This is a genomic window from Pseudomonas tremae (assembly GCF_023278125.1).
In the GTDB taxonomy this organism is placed as follows: domain Bacteria; phylum Pseudomonadota; class Gammaproteobacteria; order Pseudomonadales; family Pseudomonadaceae; genus Aquipseudomonas; species Aquipseudomonas tremae.
Genome location: NZ_CP066270.1, coordinates 1314423 through 1338448, shown reverse-complemented (window position 1 = coordinate 1338448; position 24026 = coordinate 1314423). Strand labels below are relative to the sequence as shown.

Here is a 24026-nt window from a genome sequence, read left to right as displayed (position 1 = left end):
ATGTTCGAGGCCGCGCGGTTTGGTGACGAAATATCGCATACCGGCGCCCTGGGAGGCTTCCTGATCGGGGCTGTACTCGGTATTGCGCTCATTGCGACCGTAGCGATCGCGACCTTCACGTGCGGTTTTGGCGTGGCTCTTCTGGCAGGGCTTGCTGCAGGCGTCGGAGGTAGCCTGCTCACCGCCGCAGGAGAGGCAATAGGGAGTATGTTCTCCTCCCCCTCCGGCACTATCATCACGGCATCGCCCAATGTGTACATCAACAACCGCAAGGCGGCGCACGTTGAGAAAAGCATCGGTGCCTGTGAAAAGCATCCGGGGCCGATCAGGATCGCCGAAGGCTCGACCAACGTCTTCATCAACAGCGTGGCCGCGGCGCGCAAGGGCGACAAACTCACCTGCGGCGCGACCATCTCGGGCGGCTCCAACAACGTGTTCATCGGCGGCGGCAGGTATCGCTATCTGCCGGTAGACGACGAAATTCCAGGCTGGCTGCGCACCACCGTCGATGTGCTGATGGCGGTGGCAGGCGCGGCGGGCGGTATTGCCCAACTGCTTAAGGCAGGGGCACAGGCGGGCATGAAAGCAGTGTTGCCCTGCGCACTTAAATTCACAGCAGGTTTCGTGGCCGGCGAAGTTGCCAGCCGCTATGTGGTAGAACCGGTGGCGCGCAGTGCCATCGGTGGTCTGACTGGCAACCCGGTCGACACCACCACGGGCCGCAAGCTGATCCCCGATGAAATTGACTTCAGCCTGCCTGGCTTGATGCCCATCGAGTGGTCGCGCTTCTACGCCAGTAATCTGGATGTGGACAGCGTGCTTGGCAAAGGCTGGGTGCTGCCGTGGGAACAAAGCCTGCGCAAGCGCGGCAGTTTCGTCTACCTCACGGACAATCAGGGCCGTACCGTCCCGTTCGTGGACATAGCGCCGGGCCAGCGCATCTACAATCCCCACGAGCAGGTCTATCTGGTTTGCACCCAAGGCGGTCATTACCTGTTGCAGACGCTGGATAACATCTTCTTCTACTTTGGCGAAGTGCCCGGTGACAACACACCGGTTCCGCTGGATCGCATCGAAAACTCACTCGGCCACTTCTTGCATTTCACCCGTACCGAGCAAGGTACGCTGACCGACATCAGCGCCACGGGCGGTGTACGTGTGCACCTGCATTACGACGAGGTGACGACGCGACTCAGTTCGGTCAAACGCATCGTCGACAACGAGGCTGTCGAAACTCTCGTCCAATACCACTACGACAGCAACGGTCAACTGTCCGAAGTTTTCAACCGCAACGGCGATTCAGTGCGTCGTTTCAGCTACACCGATGGTGTCATGACCCGCCACAGCAACGCGCTGGGCCTGACCTGTGAGTACCGCTGGGAAACCATCGACGGCCAGCCACGTGTCGTAGAACACCAGACCAGCGATGGCGAGCACTTCCTCTTCCGCTACGACCGCGAGGCCCGCACCACGTGGGTCACCGATGCACTGGGACGCGAGCTGGAGATTCATTACAACAAGGACCACCGCGTTACCTCGAGCCGCGATTACGGCGGTGATCACTACGCTATCGAGCTGGATGACACCGGCAACATGACCGGCCTGACCCTGCCCGACGGCAACAAATTGTCCTTCGAGTACGACGAGTTCGCCCGGCTGCTCAAGGAAACCGACCCGCTGGGGCGCAGCATTCGTTACCAGTATCACCACCACTTGACCACGCTGATCACCCAGGTCGATTACCCCGACGGCAGCATCTGGAAGGCCCGCTACGACTCCAAAGGCAACCTAGTCGCCGAAATCGACGCACTGGGACACAAGACCGAATACCTCAACGGCGACGATGGCCTGCCCCACACCATCGTCGACCCGACGCTCAAGTCCAAGTACCTGTGGTGGAACACCCTGGCGCAGGTCCAGCGCTTTCAGGACTGTTCGGGCAAAAGCACCTGGTACCGCTATGACGAGCGCCACCATCTGGTGGCCGTCACCGATGCCCTGAACAACACCACCACGCTGGAGCGCAAACCCGACGGCGAAGTGCTGCGCATCAATCATCCGGATGGTACTAGCGAAACCTTTACTTACAACGAACTGGGCCAGGTGCTGACCCACACCGACGGCAAGGGCCAGACCACCCAACTGCTGCGCAACGGCCGGGGCCTGCCCAAATGGCGACAGGACGCCAAAGGGCAGACCATCACTTACGAATACGACAAGGCCATACGCCTCGTCGTCCTGACCAACGAAAACAACGCCACCTACAACTTCACCTACGACAACGCTGACCGCTTGATCGAAGAAAAGCGCATCGACAACCTCACCCGCCGCTTCAGGTACAACCTTGGCGGGCACCTGACACAGGTCGAAGAAATCGGCCACGGCGAAAAAGGCGAACAGCCACGGCGCAGCACTCACCTCGAACGCGACCCGATTGGTCGTTTGCTGGCCAGACTCAACGACGATGCGCGTCAGCACTACGCCTACGACGACGGCGACCGGTTGCTGTCGATTGAGCGCAAGCCGACCGATACCGGCAGAAAACTCGGCGTCGCCGCTGAAAAGATCGACTTCGCCTACGACCTGCTGGGCCGCCTCGTCAAAGAGACCACGCCTCAGGGCGCGCTGACCTACGAGTACGATCCACTGAGCAACCTGACCACGCTGACCCTTCCCACCGGCCAGCACCTGAACCACCTGTATTACGGCAGCGGTCACCTGCATCAGTTGAACCTCGATGGCCAACTGATCAGCGACATGGAACGCGATGACCTGCACCGCGAGATCTATCGTACCCAAGGCACACTGACCAGTTGCTTCGGCTACGACAGCATGGGCCGCAAGGCCTGGCAGTACGCCACAACCCTGCCCGCTGAAAAGCTGTCACAGATCCAGAACCCGCTCATAAAGCCAGAACGCTACGTCGAACACGCCTACAACCCGATCCATCGTCGTTACGAGTACGACCCGGCCGGCGAACTGAGCCGCACCCTCGACAAACTGCGCGGCGAAACCCGGTACGAATACGAAGCCAACGGCCAGTTGCTGGCGCGCAACACCGGCCGCGTGGTCGACGGCGAAGAATTCCGTTACGACGCCGCGGCCAACCGCCTCAACTTCAACACCAGCCGTTTCGACCATGTCAAAGACAACCGCCTTAAACAATGGGCGAACCAGGAATACAAATACGACGCTTGGGGCAACCTGATAGAGAAAACGGTCGGCATCGTGCGCTGGCAAACCTTCATCTACGACTGCGAAAATCGCCTGGTCAAAACCGAGACCATGGCCAACACTCAGATAGAAAGCACCAGCAGCTATCAGTACGACAGTCTGGGCAGGCGCGTCGCCAAACAGTCCGAGATCAAAGGCCAGACCGATCACAAACGCTTCCTCTGGCAAGGCCTGCGGATGCTGCGTGAAGAGAGTCCTGGACAGAGCAGCCTGTACCTCTACGAGCCCGGCAGCTATGCACCGTTGGCGCGTGTGGATCAGAAAGAAGGCGAGGTAAAGAACAAGGTCTACTACTTCCACACTGACCAGATCGGTACACCGCTGGAGATGACCGACGCCGGAGGGCAGATCGTCTGGCAGGCCAAATACCGGGCTTGGGGGGCGGTTGAAAAGCTGGTCGTGAACGAGGTTGAGCAGAACCTGAGGTTTCAGGGGCAGTATTTTGATGTGGAGACGGGGCTGCACTACAACACGTTTCGGTATTATGACCCGGAGATTGGGCGGTTTATTACGCAGGATCCGATTGGGTTGTTGGGTGGGTTTAATTTATATCAGTATGCGCCCAATTCTGTTGCATGGGTTGATCCATGGGGATGGAGTGCAAAACCTTCTCACTCTCCAGATATATCGAAATGGTTGGAAAAGGGCGGATCTGTTCACTCCGAGATTGATGGCCGAACATGGGTTTACACCGATTGGGAAGCTAATAGTGTTAGATATCCTAACGGTCACCCTGATTTCACACCCTTCGAACGTCAGCAGGTGGACGTTCCAGATCTTAAAGGGAATCATGGAAAAAATCCGGGGGGCGACTTTGGAAAAGCTGATGCACTTGCTCCAAAGGGGCCAGCTGACTATACAAAAAACACTTGGCATCACCACGAAAATAAAATAAAAATGCAAGAAGTCCCCAAGAAAATCCATAATAGATTCACTCACTCGGGCGGAGTGAAAAACATAAAATCCACATGCTAAGACGGATACAACATGCCAATTATTTATAAAAAAGGACTTCAAAAAACTGACTTGGATCGTATAGAATCAAGTCTCAACAGAGTTTTACCCTCAGATTACAAAACCTTCTTAAATAAGATGAATGGTTTTTATCTAACGGCGCCTGACTACGTCCAAATACCTTTAACAGCGGTTGATGACGGCACGGTAAGCTTTGATCGACTTTTTGGTTTAATACCGCTAGAAGAATGCAATGATATAGTCGAGTTTAATAATGAGTTCTCCTCCGAGCTTGACTTCCTTAGTGGCGCCATTATTATAGGTGAAGATGGAGGAGGAAATCCTTACGTAATGATTGAAGAAAGCACAGCAAGCCGTGAGGGCATTTACTATTGGGATCGTACACACTTACATGAGTCCGACATGAAAAACAATTGTGATATTGCGGAAGTCAACGACTGCGGAAATCTGTTTTTTATTGCTTCAAGTTTCGATGAGTTTTATAACTTAATCTTAAAGTGCATAGGCGGCTCTCCAGAGTTTATTGAAGAGACTTAGTAGAAAGGATAGACCGGATGTTATCGCTGATGCAGAATTGACCCAGCTGCCGAAATTTCGCTGACCCAAGCTTCCACTTCGTAAAGCGTTAGCAGGTCTGACTTGGGACTAAACACTCATGGGGCATCGCCAAGTCGGCAGATGGATCAATTCTGCATCAGCGTTAACACTCTGGATACCATGTCAGCACACACGACCGAACATGGTATCGATATAACTGGCTGAGGATGCCTGCGCTGCAACCATGGCCAATGCCATTAATGACGCAGAAACTATCGTAAACATTGAGAATATTTATATAAAAATCAAAGCGTTACGGATATGTTCTACTCCCACTCTATTATCAATAGATGCACATGGACCTTTAATTTATAGCACTTAAAGGCAGTTAACATGTTAATACCATGAAAAACACCATAAAAATCAAACATCTTCTGAAGGGATCGTATCGCTCGCCCCCGCCCCAGGGGCACCACCATTAGGAAGCTGACGCATCAAGACAGCTAACTCACCGCAGTCACCATCGCGGAGGACTTCGGTGAGTAATTCAATAGCGTACGAAGGATCGGCCTCGAAAAGCTCTGCCATTGCTCCATCATGACTGCGATCTTTCATAACCCACCTCTCCATGTGACCGGAGCCAACCATCAGGCGCCTGCTCAGTCATCCTCGCCATCACCTTCGCTTGATAGCGATGGGTCTTCATGGCGCTCAATGCGACGGACGAAATCTCCTAAGGAGATACTTAGCTGATTACCTTCAAGCTTAGTGGCTAGGTTTAACAAAACAAGATTTCTGCGCTTGGGATCGCCATCGACAATGCGCTCAAAAGCCGATATTTCTGCAACCGGTTGACGCACGTACTTCTCAATAAATGCTGCCATGGTACTTCCAGCTTCATCTTCCAAATGGCGCCAAGCATCGTCACCCACATAACACTCGCCGCCAACTCGCCTGTAAGCAGCTTGAAGGTCAGTGAGCTTGTTATTCTCCGTAGGGTCCAGGACCACAAGCACGGGCTTCACCCCAGACGCCCGGCAGTCTTCCGCAAAACTTAGTTCCTCAGCAAAGCGACCCTGACCACTGGCTGCGATGGTAACCCTAAGTTTAAGCTCATATGCAAGAGGCTGGCCATCGGCACCAACCCTCCAGCAATCAACCTGTCGGCCCTTAGAAGGGTCATTGCTTCTATGAACAACCTTTTCCTTAGCAGACATTGGCTCACCACCAATTGCAGACGCCAAGATAGGTTCAAATAGATAACCAGTTTCCTGAGCAGATCTATTATCGAGGTCGTAAAAAAACTTCCGCCATGTGAGCCAAGATGCAAGAGCTTCAGTAGGAAAATCCGGACCATATTCCATCAAAGCCCTAGGAGATACCTGCACCATGGTAGGAAGGGGCTGGCGCTCTAAGATCATTCCATATTTTCTTCTTCGCTTGTGTAACTCCATCAAGCAGCGTAAATAAGTCATGAAATCTTCATCTAACGACTCCGCCTTTTCGAGCAAAGCTATCAAATCGTCTGACTGCACTGGAGGTTCGGTAGTCTTGAACCAATCTGAGCTGATAGAGTAATAATCATCTGGCGGACAAATACTCGGCCAAACCATTGGAAAACTTGATGCCAAGTCGTCACTCTTGCCAATATCTACAGAAACAAGCGCAATAATTTTAGCCAGCTCAGACGGAGTCATTACTGCTGTCAATGTAGCAGTTTTGCTTATAGTCAGAAGCCTTGTCAGCTGCTTAGATCTTTCAGCATTCAGTTTCCGAGGTTTAATACTCATTGAACAAGTCCATCTTTTAGCAAGTTAGCCAACAGGGATTGGGTATTTTTTAGCGCCGGACTCATCCCAAGCGATTCAGTTAACAGAAAGCCGAGAAGCCGGGGACTTTTCACAGCAATAGCTGACTGTAAATCCGAACCAAATTTACCATCAATCTGCTTTATATGCTGAGCAAGCGAAAATGCTGCAAGTGGAGGAACTGCGTTTCCGATCTGCTGAATAATGCTAGCCGCGTTACCCGCCCACTGATAGCAATCTGGGAAAGTTTGGATTCGAGCACACTCACGGATAGTCAGTGGCCGAGGCATGTGAGGATGAATAAATTCTCTTGTAGCTGCGCCGGTTATAGTAAGAGCTTGACGATCACCATGCAGCCTCTTTATACCCGACGGTGAACCACCTCGCTTCTCAGTAGGAGTGCCATCGGCAACACGCCGATTGGCCCGCCTTTTGAAACTGTCATGCCACAGCTCCTCCGGTAAGTCCTTCATGGTCTGACCGGGCTTGAGCATTTCAATATGGACCTTCGAACTATAGCCATCTGACTGGTAATGCTGAGTGACACCAGATAAAATGTTGCCTTCACGCATCAAACGGTCGTAATCATTTAAAAACTCAACACTGGCGTATGGAACATATTGACTCTTGTCAGTCACCGCATCACCAAGTCCTGCAAGAGCAGAATCTAATGTAGGAGCCATCGGGAGGTTGGAATACTTTCTAGCTTTTCCACTATCATATGAAAAAGCTTCGGGAGGAAATTCAAAGTCAATACCTAGACGATTACCAATAATTACTACCCGCTTACGTGTCTGCGGTACACCGTAGGCGGCCAAATTCATTTTTTGGAGTCTAACTGAATAACCTAGCGAAACAAATTCAGTCACTAGCCGTGCTAAATCAGCGCCGCTGCCAGAGGTTAAAAGACCTTCTACATTCTCAAAAACAAACCACCTAGGAGCCAGTTCTTTAACGATAGCCATATAGTTAAAGATAAGCCGATTGCGAGGATCTTGCGCATTACGAGGCCCGGCCGTACTAAAACCTTGACATGGTGGACCGCCAATAATTATGAAAGGAGATCGCCCACCTACCAACTCTTTCAATACACTTGGCTGAACTTCACTTAAATCAAGCTGATGACATGGACTTCCTATATTATTCTGGTAGCTAGCACATGCATCTTTATCAATTTCCGCACCAAAAAGAGGCTTCAATCCAGCCTTCGAAAAACCGTGTGAAAAGCCACCAGCGCCGGAAAACAGTGAAACAACCTGGTCGGCGGATTGCGTAGTATTCAATTGTAAAGTCATTCGATGTGTAGCCTTTTCTCTAGTGCTGCTGGCGCTCGGGCGGTGAGGGGAATGATGCTTCGATGCTCTTGCTTGACAGGTTGCTCTTACCTCGCCGTCATAGCGACAGCCCTTTAATCTCTCTTTTCTGCCTATCTTGGAAAGCAATCGCCGAGCTTTCAGAAAAGTAGAGGGCGAGCGCATCCTATCATTCGGGGCCTGACGAAGACTACCTGCGGACCGAATGTCGAGAATCTACAAAACGCTGGCAAAGCCCCCAAAAACTAGCTCCAGGGGTGAAACTAGGACGTTTGAAAGCGCGGAAATCGGTAAGCTTGCCTATGCGTTGAACTACCTATCGGGGCGTTGTAAACCTGATACCGCTCTCTACTGAGGCCCTCACCTGTGGACCTTAACAATCAGTCCCATTTTGCACGTAGTGGCAGCCTGCAATCGGCGAAACTCCATCATGGTGCTTTCCACGTCAATGGCGTTCGCGCCTTCTACACGCTTCTCTGCAAGCCATAGTTTCAACAGACCAGCAACACGCCCGAGGTCGCCACTCACTTTTGCCAAGTCCCCACGGCGGTCAGGTCAACGACCGACCGAATAGGCGTGTTCATGCCTAGGCCGCGAAGGTAGCCCGAACGGGACACGCCAACATCTTCGGCCTTATCAGTGATCACCGCCTTTTTCTCATTTTTAACCGAAACCTCGATTGGCTTGCCACGTCGGCGAGCGGGTGCTTTTTCTTTGGTGCCGGTGGGCATGATTGCTCCTGCTGTTGCTGTTGCTGTGCTTTTGCCCTTAGACGCGGTAGCGGCTGTGTGCCTCGCAGAGCAAGATCCGTTGAGCCGAAGGCGAGTAAGGGTGGTGGTGGAGGCCCTAGATGCGAAGCAGCGTAGGCCTACAACACATATCTTGCCGTCTGATCTTCTGCAATTCTAGGCAACTTGCCCGCCTTAGGTTCGCCTTGCTGCCATTTCCGGCTATTTCTGACCTATAATTGCCCTGAATTTCTCTGAGTTGCGTTAAATTTCGCTATGAAGATAAAAAATTTCCTTTAATTTTCTAAAATTTCCTTTAGTTACCTATATCAGGGGCCGAGCAGTAGTTCGATCACATAATCAGGAGACGCCAAATGACAGACGGGCCGAAAAAGGTGTATCGCGGCGCAGGGCGAGTTGCCTTTCTGGCCAGGCTTGATGACTTTCGTAAGCTGATAGACGCAGGGCATCCGCTACGTGCGATCTATGACGATTACGCCGAACAGCTTGGCATTGGCTACCCGCAATTCACCAAATACGTCGGCAGGTATGTAAGAAAGGAAAAAGACGATGGGCACCAAAGGAAAGGCTCTGGGCAATTCACATCGCAAAGCCTCTCACCAGCCCCGACAGGAGTCGTAAGAGGACAGCCGGAGCACAGCGCCGCACTGCCTTCCAAACCTGGCTCAAAACGTGCGGGATTCGACCACAACCCAAATAGTGGAAACACTCGGGACGACCTGATCTGACGCTCCACGAAACAGCGAGGCCGTGTAGCCCCTTTAATCTGGGAGCGAAAATGAGGTAGAACTTTTCAGTCTGTATAAATTTACCTCATTGAAAACGGTGAACCCATGGCTCGAAAAACTCTCGCAGAACGCCGTTCTGACGCCCTTTCAGAGCTGGAAACAGCTAAAGCAAGATTGGCGAAATTGGATAATGAGGCGGCCGAAAGAATTGGGAGAATTGCAATCAAATCAGGATTGGTTAATCTTGAGATTACAGACGATCAGATTCGGGAAGAATTCGACAATATTGTAGAAAGGATCAGAAAGGGGGATTGATCATGAAAACCGCTCACCGCATCAGCGCATTGGCCAACCAACTCAACGAACTGCAAGCCTACCTCGGTCAAGCCAGCGGGCGACCTGGTAAAGCCGTTAGAGAAGCCCAACGCATTGCGGCAGAGTTGGCAGCCTCGCTCGAAAACTGGCACCTAGAAACACTACACATCCCTGAAACGGAGCGTGGTCACTATCGGACCCAGAACCCCTATTACTCAGCCCACTAATGCGCTATGCCATGTCATCAAAAGCCCACTTCGGTGGGCTTTTTTTTTGGCCGTAAAAACACATCCCGCTGGAAAGACAGACAGGTCCATGCCTAAAGAAAATGTCAGCAAAATCAGGTTGCTACGTGTCAATCTCACCCAGCCAGCGCCTGCAAGTCATTGATTTCTATGCGGATAGATACTTATCCGCATGTTCCAAACCACACCATATCAGCCAATAATCAGACCTCGAACCATGACAAAACGAGGTGTTCGGCATGAATACGGAATTGCTGAAATCGCCGATTTTATCGGCTCGAAAATCGAGAATACGTACTGCCCTTGTTTTAGCTATGAAAAGCACAAGCCTTAGTGTGGGTCTCTACCTGGCACCACCCCCCGCATATGCCATCTACTGCTCAAACTGCTCGACGTTCTATCAACAGATGTTTGAGTACGCCGAGGCAGTCAACACGGCGCTGAACACTGCAGAGCAGCTTCAGACGCAGATTCAGCAGTATCAGAATATGGTCACCCAAGGCACGGGCTTGCCAAGCACCATGTTTGGCAGCATCGCGGCCGATCTTAAAAACGTGGCCAACCTTTACACCCGTTCGCAGTCCCTAGGCCGCCAGATCCAGAATATGGACTCTCAGTTCAACACCGCTTTCCCCGGCTTTCAGTCCTACCTAAATCAAGCCGCGAACTCAGCAGAAGTACCAGCTCATGAGCGCTATCAGAAGTGGTCGGAACAAGGCAGCAACAACGTAAAGACGGCACTCGAGGCGGCAAACCTCAATACCAGCAAGTTCGAGTCTGAAGACATCCAGCTTGATCGCATGGTGGCCCGTTCGCAGTCAGCCGTAGGTCGCATGCAAGCTATACAGGCGGGCAACGAAATCGCCTCCCAGAACGTGCAGCAACTGCAAAAACTGCGCGATCTGATGGCCACCCAAATCAACATGCAGGGCAACTACATGGCCCAGCAAGGCGACCGGAAGGCCGCTATCGAAGCGGCTGAACAGCAGTTTGAAGCGCGGAAAAACACACGCGGCGGCGTGAAGGAGTACTGAGAATGACTATTTCGAAATGGCTCACCGCGTTGATGTGCGCCGGGTCTGCACTAGCTGGTTCCATGGTCACCGTGGTGGTTCAAAGCAACAGCGAATGTACTGCCGAGGCTGAGCAACAACGTCAACAGCGTGGCGCTGATGCTTCATTTGAGGCGCGCCCGAACACTCGCGGCGGCGTGAAGGGGTACTAGCTATGGATCGTCGTCTATTGTTGTTCCTCGCCTTGGCTGGTGCGTTCGTGGGGGGAGATGCTGTGGCCGCGACCGACCTTTCCCATGCCGACACATCAATTCAGGGCCTACTCGACCTCGTTTTGCAACAGTCGCACCAGTGGTCAGGGAAGCTGTATGACTATGCCATCAGACTGTTCTGGCTGCTGGCCTCGATCCAGTTCATCTGGACGTTCATGCCTCTGGTCATGAAACAAGCCGATTTCGGCGAGATTGTCGGCGAGCTGCTGCGCTTCGTGCTGGTGATCGGTTTCTTCCTTGCAGTCATGAAGTACTCGGTGGAATGGTCGACGGCCATTGTCGATAGCTTCCGTGATGCGGCGGCATCGGCGAGCGGCCTCGGGCGCGCGTTAGAACCCGGCGATATGCTGGCAGTTGCGTTGGATTTTGGCCGCACCATGGTGGAGGGCATTTCAGTGTTTTCTCCAGCCAAGGGACTTCTGATCGCTGTATGCGCAATCCTTGTGTTGGCATGTTTCGCCTTCATCGCTGCATTCATGTTTGTCACGCTCGTAGAGTCTTACGTCATCATCAATGCTTCCGTGCTGTTCATCGGCTTTGGCGGTTCGCAATGGACGCGGGATTTTGCAATTGCGCCGATGCGCTTCACCGTTGCGATTGGCGCCAAGCTATTTGTACTAACCCTGATTGTCGGCCTGATCATCCAGTCGGCAAAGCAGTGGTTGGCCGCCTACACCAATGACGAAGCGTCATTGATGACGATGGTCGGTTTGGCCTTGGTGTGCTGTTACCTCACGAAAACAATTCCTGACCTGATCGGTGCCATGATTAGTGGCACGTCAATGGGCGGCGGCTCGGCCATTGGCGGGATGGCAGTGGCCGGTGCTGCCGGGGCGGCGGCTGCGGCTGCGGCGGCCACCATTGCCACAGCCGGGGCCGCGGCTCCTGCTGCCGCCCTCGGAGCTGCCGGTACTGGTAGCGCAGCCGGGGCTGGGGCGGCGGGTGTCGGTGGACTGGCGGGGGCGATTAACTCCAGCTTTGCCGGTGCCAGCTCCGCAGGTGGTGCCGCGTCGTCTATGGGTGCAGCGGCGTCCTCCGGCGTGGGTGCAAGCACCGGCGGCGCAGCGGCCCAGGGTGCCAGTTCCGCAGGCGCAAAGGTCGGCGGCAGCTCAGCCAATCCTGCCGGGCAGGCGTCGGCCGCTCCGTCCTCGCCAAGCAGCGGCGTACAACAGGCCGCCAAGCAGGCCGGAAAGGCCGCGCAGGGGAACGGCGACAAAGACCAGCCGACGACACCAAAAGGTGGAGTTGTCAGCTCCGGCAGCACGCTTTCCCAAGCGGCCGACGGTGGCGCAAAGATGCTCGGCGTGATGGCCTCGATAGCAGTGCCAGGTATGGAAAATGCGCACGCCTTGTCTCTTGATGCAGGATCTCCGCAACCAGTTCCCGACGATACCTACTCGACCACTCCAGCCAATGAAGCAGAATCGGCCGCAGAAGCTTCACAAGCAGAGCCTAACGTCATCCGTCCGGCCTCGGACACTAACTCTACTCCTGGACGCCTCGCCTCACTCAAGGTGCCGGGCGTGAACTCGAACAACGATCAATCGGAGAAATGACAATGATGGACGTTCTGATATTCGCTGGATTCGTAATATTAGCCTCGACGTTCGCAGTCGGCATGTGGGCGCTCGGCAGGTGGCTGCGTAGCAAGGGCTATGGGGCGCAGCTCGATAGACTGGATCGCCAATATACGGCCTTGCAGCATCGAGTAAGCCCGTTCGCCTTGTCGGCCTCCTATCACATGTTTGCCGGCGCGCAGACCATGAATCGGTTACCTCTGCTCGGCAGCAAGAGTAGCGCCGCTCTTAACCAGCAAGTGTTGGTGACCATCCAAGCCGCGCAGGAAGCCCAGAAACGCGAGATTCGCGGTAATCGCTGAGTGCTGAGCTGCCAATAACAACCCCGCCCAAGCGCGGGGTTTTGTTTTCCTAACCTTAACCTTTTCTCTTATGCCCAATTCTGAACGGATCGTTAATCACCTCCACCATCAATGCTGACAAGCGGCAACAATGGTGCGGAGGGCTTCGCCATCAGTAATACGCACGGACCTGTCTCAGCCATGCAACCGGCAGAAACCGACCCAAAGCTGTCATTCGAGGTGTCGAATAATGACGGTTCAAAGGCTCATTCTTCATCTTTGGAAATATCGATCCCTTTAGCAAGCAAGAACTCGTCGACCTTGGCGTTCACCTCCAACTCCTCATCCTCTCCGGGGGTATCATTATCATCAAGCTCGGATATCAAATTTTTCTTGAAATTCTCAAAGTCATTTTTGAATTCCCAGTTCTGCAACTGATCTGACGCGTAGCTCACCACCCTATCAATTATTCTTGCCGCTACAGAGAGTGTTTTTGCACTTGATACGGCCAAACTATGAACAAGAGACACATACTGAGTGTCTGATAACGACTGAGATGATGCCGTAATATCAAGGAATTTATAGGGAGTCACAACCCATCCAGCATGGCTGGCGCCTGCAGCGACCCTTACCATGGCATTATCAAATGTCAATATCGCCCAATGCTTATTTTCGTTTATAACTTCATTGTGCGTAAATTGCAAAGCCCACACATCGTGATCCATAAGGTGCCGGGATTTTGATTGGTTGCGCGAAGTTAGATAGTGCGTATACTCACGTTCAAAGCTGATACAATCCTCGGGCTTATAAAATGGCACTTCAACAAACCGAACCCCAGACTTGCTAAGTATTGACTGGATGTCGATCATGACTGCTCGGACCCAATCCTTCCAGCTAGAACGTTCAATAAGAACAGCAGAGCTAAAGGTTTTTAGATATTCAAGTATCGTATTAGGGACCCTGACACCCTGAGCTTTTAGCGCATAATAGTTTGCGATGAATGCATTTCTTGAATATTGAAGCTCTTCTGGACTAGCAACATCCTCCAATGAAGAATATTTTCTTGCCCCCAATAGATGTGATGCGCATTCGTTGATATAAAAATACGGTATAAATGCAGAGGCGTTTAAGCTAATTGATCGTTGTACTGACTTTTTGCTGATACTGAAAGAGCCGTTTACATCACCATCATACAAGCGAGAACATATCCAGTGGATAGCTACCGACGGTTCGATTAATATATTAAAATCGCTCCATCTGCTTGCACCAAGAGCCTTTGCTGAAGCTACGGCACTTCGACCCTCAAGAGCCACATATACAGATGCTCGAGCTAATTTTATGATAAGCGGATGATTTGATGCGCTGTGTAATAATGCCGTGGCAGCATTCGCCGCTCTTCCTTTGGATAGGCCAGATCTATCGCGAATATAGTCTCGTATACTATTTTGATCGCGGTCACGCTGATTCAAAATAGGCTCAACGGAGATTTTGGCTTTTATATCACCTAAGAGTTCCATTTGTTGGCCAATGTAAGCGTCGGCAATATAGATACTGATTTCTTTTGATTCGGCGATGCTCCAGTCGACCTCGAAATCTTTTCGCATGATGTCAATCTGTACGACTGCCAGATCACTTAGTTCTTGTTCGTATATCCTTTTCCGCGATTGAATATCTTGCATCGAGCCTAAGGATAGACCGATAGCGCCCGACTCAACGCGCTGAATAGATTGTTTAGAAAACAAAGCGCCAATACGGTTATTTAGATACCCTTCCTTGTCGGACTTTATGTTAAGAAATTCCAAAACCCGCGAAACCAATTCGCGTTGCTCAAGCTCTCCACTATCAGATAAGACAAAGAGAATTGTGTCGTCGTATACCCCGTCCCGCATGACCTTTGCATCATCAGACATTATAGTATAGCTGTGAAGCGCCATTTCTTTGTAGTCAGCCGTTCCATCGAATGACCTTGGAAGCGGATAGTTTACTGCATCCAAGAAATGATTTAAAAGATTTCCATCGAGCAGGAATTCCGCAACATGCCTAGCGCTAAAGAAAGAAACAGGCATGTCTAGTTCCTTTGAGTATTTTAACTCGTATTTTCGAGACACGATTTCGCTAATATTTAATGTAGTAAAGAAATAAAATCTCTTGGCGGAAAGCTTTTCACCTGCTTTTGCAATATCTCTCCCTAGCTTTTCTGGGATTTTTTCTTTTTGTGTAGTGATCTGATAAATGGCATCGCTTCGCGCTCCATCACTACCCACGCGTATAAAATCTGCGCCTCCGTCATTTGAACCATCAACATTGATGGCATTAATTCTAAAGTATTCTTTAAGCACTATATGACACGCCGCATCAAACAAGTTTTTGCTTAATCCGCGTATATGGTTTACTAACGTGTCATGATCCATGTACTTTCCTTGGATTTATCAAATTCAATTGGTGTACGCCTCAGCAGATCATTGAGACCAAACGTACTGAATGCATGCTTCGCTAGTGCGCTGGACCTGAAAAGCTCAGACTTTCATCTGACCTTGTAGCACTGTGCAACAGCAATCTCAATCCGAATGATCTCTAGGCCAAGGCAGGATGTTTTATCGATCACCTTTGGGTGGTGAGACGGTATGAGCCGTTCGTGGTTGCATACACCTATCGAACGGCTGCTTGTGGTCGATTCTGTTGAAAAAGTCGGTTCTTTCAGACGGCCCGGATACTGACAGCTGAAAACATCTTTTTTGCGCACTGCTTCGCGAAATCTGGACCCGGAATCCACTGCTCAATGCAAAGATTTTAAGCTCCGGCGCATACTTTCTACCGTGGAAACAAGGGCCGACTTTTTCAACAGAATCGGCCGGTTCCTGTCGGTCGACTCCATCCAGCTTGCCGGTCGAATTCGATGCAAGCGACAGAATAGTGGCAATGCGTAAAGGTAGTCAGGTGGGTAGTAATGGCTCACCCACCTTTGAGCCAGCGAAAAACAGGCTGCCATCCAATTGCCCGGAGGCTTCGCCATTAGTAATACGCACGGACTTGGTACACTGATTTATGGGGCGTTTATGTACCTAGACACAGCCATAACTGATATGCCCATACGCTTTGCTATGGCTCGCACGCTTAAACCTTCCGCCCGAAGCGCTTGAGCCTTTGCTAGCTTGCCGTTAGCCGTTTCGAGATAAGCTTCCCGGGCCACGGCACCAGCAGCGCGTCTACGACCTTCCTCGCGCCTCCTGTGGCGCCCTGCGGCCTCAGCGTGGCTAACAATAGTCTTGAGCTGCTGCTGTTCTGCGGGGGTGATCCTGAACAGGTTGATAAGGGTATCGTTCCTGGGCGTGTAAAGCGGCGGATGTTCCTTGCCGCCAAAGGTGACTTTCTCCCCAGCCTCGTAGGCTTTTGCCTTGCTGAACAGCGTCATCAGCTCTTTGGAGCGGCTATTCCACTGCGGATCTAACTCGCGGGCAAGTGCAGCCGCTTCGTGGTACATCTGCTTGCTATTGGTTGCCCCGGAAAGCAACAGGAAGTTCAACCGCCAAAACAGATGTTGCATCCGCTGGCCTTCCACGACTCCGCCGCGCAGCTCGGCAAGCCTGCGCAGGTCTTCGAGGCGATCCCAAGCAAGCTGGCGACCTGAGAAACCGCGCAAATTGTCGGCTTTGCCGCCGGGCATCAATAGGAAAAGCTTTTTCGTGGCGCGCCGCTGGTTCTGTTCCTGCCGCTGCTGCTCGATAGTCCAGCGGGCAGTCGGTAGCAGGGCCTCGGCCATATGCTCAAAGTTGTACCGGATCGGCTGGCCGTTTGTGTCGCTCTGGACATGCACCACGCGGCAGACTTCGCCGCTCTTGCTATTGACCGTCTCCACGGTACGCAAGACCCGGCTCGCGTCTTTGGCCATCGGATCTGCCCCGATGTGCGCGAGGCGATCCACTAGGTAACGCTGGCACGCATTCCAGCGGGGCAGCGCTTGGCGCGGAATCGTGCCCTCTAGCAGCCACTTCGCCTGTATGCCTCGACCGCTGTAGATCAGCAGGGACGGCTCAGGGACGCCCGCCTCGTTGCAGAAATACAACACAGACGCGGCCAATTTTTCAGGGTCGCGGCCAGCTAATGCGGGGATACGGTAGGTGTCGAGGTCTGCGAACAACAGACCAAGCCTGGACAGGTTTACGACGCGCCGGTTAGGTCGGATGAACTCGGCCTGAGACATCCAAGTGTCGCGAGTTTTATCCACCAGATTGAGTATGGTGGGCATAGCCGCTAGCCGGTGGGACGACTGACGCTTTTCGCCACGAAAGTCAACCAGTAACGAGAAGAACCCGCTCCTGTTGCTGTCGTGGTACATCTGCGCCTCGTCCTGAGAGCTGAACAGCGCAAGCTGTGAACTTTGAAGTTGAGCGCGGGAAATTCGCACATGCGGCTGCGGCATGGGCCCTGAGTCGGGCCCGACCCACACTATTCAGGCTCCAATTCCGGGTCTGGGAGCTGGGCCAGAAGCCTTGCACGCATCAATCCATTCTTCGACTTCAGCCAAATCCCAAGCGACATTTCGACTGGTTAACGCAATACGGCGCGGGAATTCGCCCCGCTGCTCCATGTTGTAGATCGTGCGCTCTGCTAGCGGGATCATCGCATGCAATTTCTTACGGTTGATGAGTGTCTTGCTCTTTGGTTTGGTCTCCATGGGGTCGCTTTCCTTCGAAGTTGTCAGATGCTTGACAATGCCTTCGAGCGCCAGACCCAGGGCGCAAAAAAGTTAGAATTTGGTTGTCAATCAGAGCTATCATCGAAGGATGGGAAAACACTTAAAAACGTCGAGCACCTACGACCCGCTTTTGCAAATGCTGGTTAGAGAGAGCGACACATCATCGGATCGCATCCGTGCCAAGTTGAGTAACCAATACGAGTGGTGCTTCTGCGAGCTATGTTGGCGCTCCACCGAATATGTGATTAGCATCGCGGCGCCGAAAGTCTTCAAGCGCCTAAAGCGCGGAAATGTCAAAGCAGTCCCATTAACGGAGTCTGTTCGCACCGAAGCTCAGAAAAAAGCCGATGCCTTAGTGGATCGATACGAACGGGCATTGAATGGGGAGTTCGGCAGGTATGGGCCCCCTCGAATGTTGTCGAAGTACTGTGACATTCAGGAATTGCGCGGGGACTTTTCGATAGCAGCATTTCGTGAGCACGTGGAGCGCCGAATGCTCGTTTCTACTTGGGCGCAACACGGTGAATTACTAAGGCCTGCGGCCCTACCCGGCCAGCCAGAGGGTTCGGCTAAACCGAGCAAACTCTATTGTGAGGCCCACAATCCGCGACGTAGCGATGAGGCACGCCGCGCTTACCAACGCGATAGGAGGTTCGTGCTGGATTATGAGGATTTGATTGCAAAAATCTGGTCTCAAGAAGCTGCTTTCCTTCCAAGCTGGGATATCGAGACCCATGCCGAGGTCAGAAAGGAGGCATACCGCCTTCTCCAAGCATTGAAGTCACCAACTAGCACGATAGATGATCTGTTGATGCGAGGAATTACAAGTCAGGCTGAAATCGCCCGGCAGCTTGGCGTATCACGCCAAGCTGTTTCTGCGGCCATCAAGCGACGGTCTGGAAAGCAGGCATCACCGTGAAAGATCAAAACTCTAATTTCATTTTTTTCCGCCATTGTTTGGACGTGGTCGTTTGAGCGTCCACTCGTCAATCATATCCGCCCAATCCTGCAACATCGCCCGACGCTGATCACGGTATTCAGCCTTGTTATAGACGGCCCGTACGCCCTTCTGCTCGTGCGCAAGGCACTTCTCGATCCAGTCTGAGTTATAACCCGCTTCATGCAGCAGCGTGCTCGCTGTCCGCCTCAAATCATGCGGTCCGAACTTGCTCAACGGCTTCCCCTCTTTCTGCGCGAGCCGATAGGTCAGCGTCAGCACCTGATTGATCGTCGCGGTGCTCATTGGCAAATCGGAATCGTACCGTGAGGGAAAGACGTAATCCGAACCACCGGCAAACGTCTTCAGAGCAATGAAAAAATCCAGCGCCTGCTGAGATAAGAACACCAAATGGGGATTGCGCCGCTTCATCCGCTCTTTCGGAATAGTCCACAGGGCTTCACTGAAATTGATTTCGTTCCAGGTAGCGTTGGTCAATTCACTTTTTCGAACCATGGTCAGCAACAGCAGCTTAGCGGCGACTCTCACGGATGAGGCAGTGCCGATGCGGTCCAGGTACTGATACATCAACGCGATTTCGTCAGGCCCTAAAGCGCGATCACGTGGCTCGAATTTAGCGATGCTTGCAGGACGCACCAGATCAGCCGGATTCTCAACCTTCTGGCCACGCTCTATCGCCCATCGGAACACCTGCATCACAATCTCGCGGGAGTGCACGGCCGTGGCTGGAGCTCCACGCTCCACAATTGCATCTGTCAGCGTTCGCAGATCCTCATGATTGATTTCCACCAGTTTCTGATTACCGAAACGCGGCTTTAGCTCGCGCTCGTAAACCGATCGGCGCATGTCCCGGGTTGAGTCAGCCATCTGATACCCACGCAGCCATTTCTCAGCCCACGCATCAAACGTCTCTGCCCCTTTGGTGCGTGCCTTGGCACGAGCTTTCTCTTTGGCAGGTGACTTACCCGCCGAAACCATCTTTTTAGCCTCGCCCAGGCGCTCTCTGGCTTCCGCAAGTGTGATGCCACCCACGCCATAACGACCGAACGTGATGGTCTCCTGACGGCCATTGATTGAGTAGTTGTAACGAAATGAGATGGAACCGGCAGCAGTGACGGCCACGTACAGCCCGTCGCGGTCGTTCACCTTGTAGAGTTTTTCTTGCGGTTTGAGGTTACGCAGCTTGGTATCGGTCAACATGGCAGTTATGGATTCCATGAAAAAAAATACCATGCTCAGAAAAGCACTCATGCACCACGGTAAAACCCAATGAAACCGGGCCGATGATGAGATTTGATACCATGCCCTACCTTACTAGGGCGACATGGTATCGAGCACCGAACATGGCATTTGGCTCAGTCAATGCCCCGTACCATGCCATACAAACACGGTGCTTGGCGATGCACAAAGCTGCCAGAATTTGCCAGACCCAAAAAGCCAAAAGCCCGCAATTACGCGGGCTCCAGAGCATTTCTTGCTAGTTGGTGCCGGACAATGCCGGACGTCCAATCATTCCCACTCAATAGTCGCAGGCGGCTTGCTCGACACGTCGTAAGTCACCCGCGAAATCCCTTCGATCTCGTTGATGATCCGGCCACTCACTGTCTCCAGCAGCTCATAAGGCAGATGCGCCCAGCGAGCAGTCATGAAGTCGATGGTTTCTACCGCACGCAGGGCAACGACCCATGCATAGCGGCGGCCGTCGCCGACCACGCCAACCGATTTGACGGGTTGGAACACCACGAACGCTTGGCTTACTTTGTGATACCAGTCGGCCTTGCGCAGTTCTTCGATGAAGATGTGGTCGGCACGACGCAGGATGTCGGCGTATTCCTTCTTCACTTCGCCGAGGATGCGCACGCCCAGGCCTGGGCCAGGGAATGGGTGGCGGTAGACCATGTCGTACGGCAGGCCGAGTTCGAGGCCCAGGCGACGGACTTCGTCCTTGAACAGCTCGCGCAGGGGTTCGACCAGCTTGAGGTTCATTTCTTCCGGCAGGCCGCCCACGTTGTGGTGCGACTTGATGACGTGTGCCTTGCCGCTTTTTGCGCCAGCCGACTCGATCACGTCCGGGTAGATGGTGCCTTGCGCCAGGTACTTGATGTTGTCCAGCTTGCAGGATTCGGCATCGAACACGTCGATGAAGGTGCGACCGATGATCTTGCGCTTCTTCTCCGGGTCGCTCTCGCCTTCCAGGTTGTTCAGGAACTGCTCTTCGGCGTTGGCGCGAATGACCTTGACGCCCATGTTTTCGGCGAACATGGCCATCACTTGCTCGCCTTCGTGCAGGCGCAGCAGGCCGTTGTCGACGAATACGCAGGTCAACTGGTCGCCGATGGCCTTGTGCAGCAGCGCCGCGACCACGGAGGAGTCAACGCCGCCGGACAGGCCCAGCAATACGTTATCAGTACCAACCTGAGCGCGAACCTGAGCGATAGCGTCTTCAGCAATCTTCGAAGGGGTCCACAGTGCTTCGCAGCCGCAGATGTCGAGGATGAAGCGCGACAGGATGCGACCGCCCTGCTTGGTGTGGGTCACTTCCGGGTGGAACTGCACGCCGTAGTATTTGCGGTCGTCGTCGGCCATGCCGGCAATCGGGCAGCTCGGGGTGCTGGCCAGAATATGGAAACCGTCCGGGATTTCGGTGACCTTGTCGCCGTGGCTCATCCACACATCGAGACCGAACACGCCGTCGGCATCGATATGGTCTTCGATGCCATCAAGCAGGCGGCTCTTGCCGACGACGTCGACACGGGCGTAGCCGAACTCGCGCATGTCGGAGCCTGCAACGCGGCCGCCCAGTTGCTCGGCCATGGTCTGCATGCCGTAGCAGATGCCGAAGACCGGTACATTGAGGTCGAATACCGCTTGCGGCGCACGCGGGCTGTTGGCTTCGTGCACGGACTCAGGGCCGCCAGCGAGGATGATCCCACGCGGGGCAAATTCGCGAATCGCTTCGTCGTCCATGTCGTACGGATGCAGTTCGCAATACACACCGATTTCACGCACGCGGCGGGCGATCAGCTGGGTGTACTGGGAACCGAAGTCGAGGATCAGGATACGGTGGGCGTGAATGTCGAGGGCCATGACTCATTCTCGTCAAAAAACAGAAACGACACGGGGCTGCGTCAACAGCCCCGGCTATAAAAACCGTTGGCCTGCACCGCGGCACATACCACGATGCAGTCCGGATCAACCAACGCGATAGTTCGGCGCTTCCTTGGTGATCTGCACGTCATGGACGTGGGACTCAGCCATGCCGGCGCCGGTTATGCGAACAAACTCGGGCTTGGTGCGCATCTGTTCGATGTCGGCACTGCCGGTGTAACCCATGGAGGAACGCAGACCGCCCATCAACTGATGGATGATGGCCGACAACGGCCCCTTGTAGGCCACACGGCCTTCGATACCTTCCGGCACCAGTTTCTCGGCACCTGCGGACGAATCCTGGAAGTAGCGATCGGACGACCCCTGAGCCTGGGACATAGCACCCAGCGAACCCATGCCGCGATAGGCCTTGTAGGAACGGCCCTGAAACAGTTCGATCTCGCCTGGCGCTTCTTCAGTACCGGCAAACATCGAACCCATCATCACACAGGACGCGCCTGCCACAATGGCCTTGGAAAGGTCGCCAGAGAAGCGGATACCGCCGTCGGCGATCATCGGCACGCCAGTGCCTTCAAGGGCAGCGGAAACGTTGGCGATGGCGCTGATCTGCGGCACGCCTACACCGGCAACGATGCGCGTGGTGCAGATGGAGCCAGGACCGATGCCGACCTTGACTGCGTCGGCACCCGCAGCGACCAGCGCCAGTGCAGCTTCGCCAGTGGCGATGTTGCCACCGATGACCTGCACCTGCGGGAAGTTGTCCTTGACCCAGCGCACGCGGTCGATCACGCCTTTGGAATGGCCGTGAGCGGTGTCGACTACAACAACATCAACGCCAGCAGCAACCAGTGCGGTCACACGCTCGCCGGTGTCCTTGCCAGTACCGACAGCAGCGCCGACACGCAGGCGAGCCTGATCGTCCTTGCTGGCCAGCGGATAAGCCTTGGCTTTTTCGATGTCCTTGACGGTCATCATGCCCTTGAGCGCAAAGTTGGCGTCGACGATCAGGACTTTTTCAAGACGGTGCTTGTGCAGCAGTTCGCGTACTTCGTTCTTGTCGGCGCCTTCACGCACGGTGACCAGACGCTCTTTGGGCGTCATCACTTCGCGGACAGGGACATCAAGACGATTTTCGAAGCGTACGTCGCGGGACGTCACGATGCCGACCAGGTCGCCATTGTGCAGCACGGGTACACCGGAAATATTGTGCATGCGCGTGAGTTCGAACAGATCACGAACAGTGGCGTCGGCTTCGATCGTGATCGGGTCCTTGACGACACCGGCCTCGAACTTCTTGACCTTGCGCACTTCGGCAGCTTGCTGCTCGATGGTCATGTTCTTGTGGATGATACCGATACCGCCTTCCTGGGCCATGGCAATTGCCAGACGGGCCTCGGTGACTGTATCCATTGCAGCAGAGACCAAAGGTATATTCAGCTCGATGCCACGGGTCAAACGGGTTTTCAGACTGACTTCGTTTGGAAGTACCTCGGAATAACCGGGCACAAGGAGAATGTCGTCGAATGTAAGGGCTTCTTGACTGATACGCAGCATCGCGGGGGCTCCCGAGCGGGAAATTGGAAGCGCGCCATTATACCCACAGACCCCGTCCGGCTCAATGTAAACCTCAGCCTATTATCAAGGCTGTTTATAGACGCACATGAACGAAAGAGACCGGACGGTCCAGACGTTCGGCGAAGTCGTCCAGAAAGGTCTGGGTGAAAGACGCCTCCAGCCAGTTATTGAAGATGAAGCCCAGATTGGAAAAGCCGCAGGCGTCCAGAAACAGAAAGCCGTTGATGTCGTCTTCGTGGCGGCATTCGGGGCAGGTGAAATTGTCGGTGTGGCCGGGCATCCAGTCTTCAAGGCTATCGAACAGCGCCTCGCCGACTTCGCGACGGCATTCCGGGCAACCGGCCTCCTCGGCAAAATCATTCAGCGGGGTAAAGATGCAACGCTTGGTGACAATTTCCAGACCATTGATCACTTCGCTGAATGGCAACGCGTCCGGGTTCTTCGCCACCCGGCGGGCTCCAGGCGCCACGGCATAAGCCATTTTGTTATGCGTGCGCCCGCAGGTGGTCAGTTCCGGTTCGACCACGTCGAGCTTGACCAGCCAGCGCAAGATAAGCCGCGCTCTGGCCTCGTGCCCGGGGAATGTGGATATTTGCGGGACGATGATGCTTTGGGTGTTCATAACGGAGCGTCGCTGGATGC

Annotated in this window: 21 protein-coding genes; 10 read left to right on the top strand and 11 right to left on the bottom strand. The window is 53.6% G+C overall.

Going from position 1 to position 24026, the window contains the following annotated elements; genetic code table 11:
- Together I9H09_RS06175 and I9H09_RS06170 are read left to right on the top strand one after the other, a co-directional pair.
- A complete protein-coding gene (locus I9H09_RS06175; RefSeq protein ID WP_248972598.1) occupies positions 1–4209 on the top strand; it encodes an RHS repeat-associated core domain-containing protein in 4209 nt (1402 codons plus the stop codon).
- Positions 4210–4221: 12 nt separating this feature from the next.
- Positions 4222–4746 (top strand): SMI1/KNR4 family protein, encoded by a 525-nt coding sequence (locus I9H09_RS06170; protein ID WP_122346415.1) that lies wholly within the window; start codon positions 4222–4224, stop codon positions 4744–4746.
- Between the two features lie 423 nt (positions 4747–5169).
- Here the strand turns inward: I9H09_RS06170 and I9H09_RS06165 are convergent, their stop codons facing one another.
- The 4 genes from I9H09_RS06165 to I9H09_RS27090 all read right to left on the bottom strand — a co-directional run bounded on the left by I9H09_RS06165 (position 5170) and on the right by I9H09_RS27090 (position 8598).
- Positions 5170–5361, bottom strand: coding sequence for a hypothetical protein (locus I9H09_RS06165; protein ID WP_053481733.1), 192 nt, complete (start codon positions 5359–5361; stop codon positions 5170–5172).
- Between the two features lie 44 nt (positions 5362–5405).
- Positions 5406–6536, bottom strand: coding sequence for an ApaLI family restriction endonuclease (locus tag I9H09_RS06160; RefSeq protein WP_236502592.1), 1131 nt, complete (start codon positions 6534–6536; stop codon positions 5406–5408).
- On the bottom strand, positions 6533–7849 hold the full coding sequence (locus I9H09_RS06155) for a DNA cytosine methyltransferase (protein ID WP_236502591.1): 1317 nt from the start codon (positions 7847–7849) through the stop codon (positions 6533–6535). The genes I9H09_RS06160 and I9H09_RS06155 overlap by 4 nt, the downstream gene beginning before the upstream one ends.
- 542 nt (positions 7850–8391) lie before the next feature.
- Positions 8392–8598 (bottom strand): plasmid mobilization protein, encoded by a 207-nt coding sequence (locus I9H09_RS27090; RefSeq protein ID WP_428847129.1) that lies wholly within the window; start codon positions 8596–8598, stop codon positions 8392–8394.
- Between the two features lie 371 nt (positions 8599–8969).
- Here I9H09_RS27090 and I9H09_RS06145 point away from each other — a divergent pair, with 371 nt between their 5' ends.
- From I9H09_RS06145 to I9H09_RS06115, 7 genes are all read left to right on the top strand, one after another.
- Positions 8970–9344, top strand: a complete 375-nt coding sequence (locus I9H09_RS06145) for a TraK family protein (RefSeq protein WP_057414245.1) — start codon at positions 8970–8972, stop codon at positions 9342–9344.
- Positions 9345–9449: 105 nt separating this feature from the next.
- On the top strand, positions 9450–9659 hold the full coding sequence (locus I9H09_RS06140) for a TraC family protein (RefSeq protein WP_003380647.1): 210 nt from the start codon (positions 9450–9452) through the stop codon (positions 9657–9659).
- Positions 9660–9661: 2 nt separating this feature from the next.
- Positions 9662–9886: a hypothetical protein gene (locus I9H09_RS06135; protein WP_046719828.1), complete on the top strand. Its 225-nt coding sequence runs from the start codon at positions 9662–9664 to the stop codon at positions 9884–9886.
- A 257-nt stretch (positions 9887–10143) separates the two neighbouring features.
- Complete coding sequence (trbJ, locus tag I9H09_RS06130) at positions 10144–10938, top strand: P-type conjugative transfer protein TrbJ (protein ID WP_236502590.1); 795 nt, start codon at positions 10144–10146, stop codon at positions 10936–10938.
- A gap of 2 nt (positions 10939–10940) precedes the next feature.
- On the top strand, positions 10941–11129 hold the full coding sequence (locus I9H09_RS06125) for a hypothetical protein (RefSeq protein ID WP_046719829.1): 189 nt from the start codon (positions 10941–10943) through the stop codon (positions 11127–11129).
- Positions 11130–11131: 2 nt separating this feature from the next.
- On the top strand, positions 11132–12745 hold the full coding sequence (gene trbL, locus I9H09_RS06120; protein WP_248972597.1) for a P-type conjugative transfer protein TrbL: 1614 nt from the start codon (positions 11132–11134) through the stop codon (positions 12743–12745).
- A gap of 2 nt (positions 12746–12747) precedes the next feature.
- Positions 12748–13068, top strand: coding sequence for a hypothetical protein (locus I9H09_RS06115; RefSeq protein ID WP_236502360.1), 321 nt, complete (start codon positions 12748–12750; stop codon positions 13066–13068).
- A 245-nt stretch (positions 13069–13313) separates the two neighbouring features.
- Here the strand turns inward: I9H09_RS06115 and I9H09_RS06110 are convergent, their stop codons facing one another.
- The 3 genes from I9H09_RS06110 to I9H09_RS06100 all read right to left on the bottom strand — a co-directional run bounded on the left by I9H09_RS06110 (position 13314) and on the right by I9H09_RS06100 (position 17722).
- Positions 13314–15458, bottom strand: coding sequence for a hypothetical protein (locus I9H09_RS06110; protein ID WP_236502361.1), 2145 nt, complete (start codon positions 15456–15458; stop codon positions 13314–13316).
- 632 nt (positions 15459–16090) lie between these two features.
- On the bottom strand, positions 16091–17467 hold the full coding sequence (locus tag I9H09_RS06105) for a helix-turn-helix domain-containing protein (protein ID WP_236502362.1): 1377 nt from the start codon (positions 17465–17467) through the stop codon (positions 16091–16093).
- A 30-nt stretch (positions 17468–17497) separates the two neighbouring features.
- Complete coding sequence (locus I9H09_RS06100) at positions 17498–17722, bottom strand: helix-turn-helix transcriptional regulator (RefSeq protein ID WP_031597374.1); 225 nt, start codon at positions 17720–17722, stop codon at positions 17498–17500.
- A 79-nt stretch (positions 17723–17801) separates the two neighbouring features.
- Here I9H09_RS06100 and I9H09_RS06095 point away from each other — a divergent pair, with 79 nt between their 5' ends.
- On the top strand, positions 17802–18662 hold the full coding sequence (locus tag I9H09_RS06095; RefSeq protein WP_236502363.1) for a helix-turn-helix domain-containing protein: 861 nt from the start codon (positions 17802–17804) through the stop codon (positions 18660–18662).
- Positions 18663–18680: 18 nt separating this feature from the next.
- Here I9H09_RS06095 and I9H09_RS06090 read toward each other — a convergent pair whose 3' ends face one another.
- The 4 genes from I9H09_RS06090 to I9H09_RS06075 form a co-directional block, all read right to left on the bottom strand.
- On the bottom strand, positions 18681–19901 hold the full coding sequence (locus tag I9H09_RS06090; RefSeq protein WP_236502368.1) for a tyrosine-type recombinase/integrase: 1221 nt from the start codon (positions 19899–19901) through the stop codon (positions 18681–18683).
- Between the two features lie 309 nt (positions 19902–20210).
- Entirely contained in the window at positions 20211–21788 is a 1578-nt protein-coding gene (gene guaA, locus I9H09_RS06085) for a glutamine-hydrolyzing GMP synthase (protein WP_024670486.1), read from the bottom strand.
- Between the two features lie 105 nt (positions 21789–21893).
- Positions 21894–23363, bottom strand: coding sequence for an IMP dehydrogenase (gene guaB, locus I9H09_RS06080; protein ID WP_005891653.1), 1470 nt, complete (start codon positions 23361–23363; stop codon positions 21894–21896).
- A gap of 94 nt (positions 23364–23457) precedes the next feature.
- On the bottom strand, positions 23458–24006 hold the full coding sequence (locus I9H09_RS06075) for a hypothetical protein (RefSeq protein ID WP_053481217.1): 549 nt from the start codon (positions 24004–24006) through the stop codon (positions 23458–23460).
- Between the last annotated feature and the right edge of the window lie 20 nt (positions 24007–24026).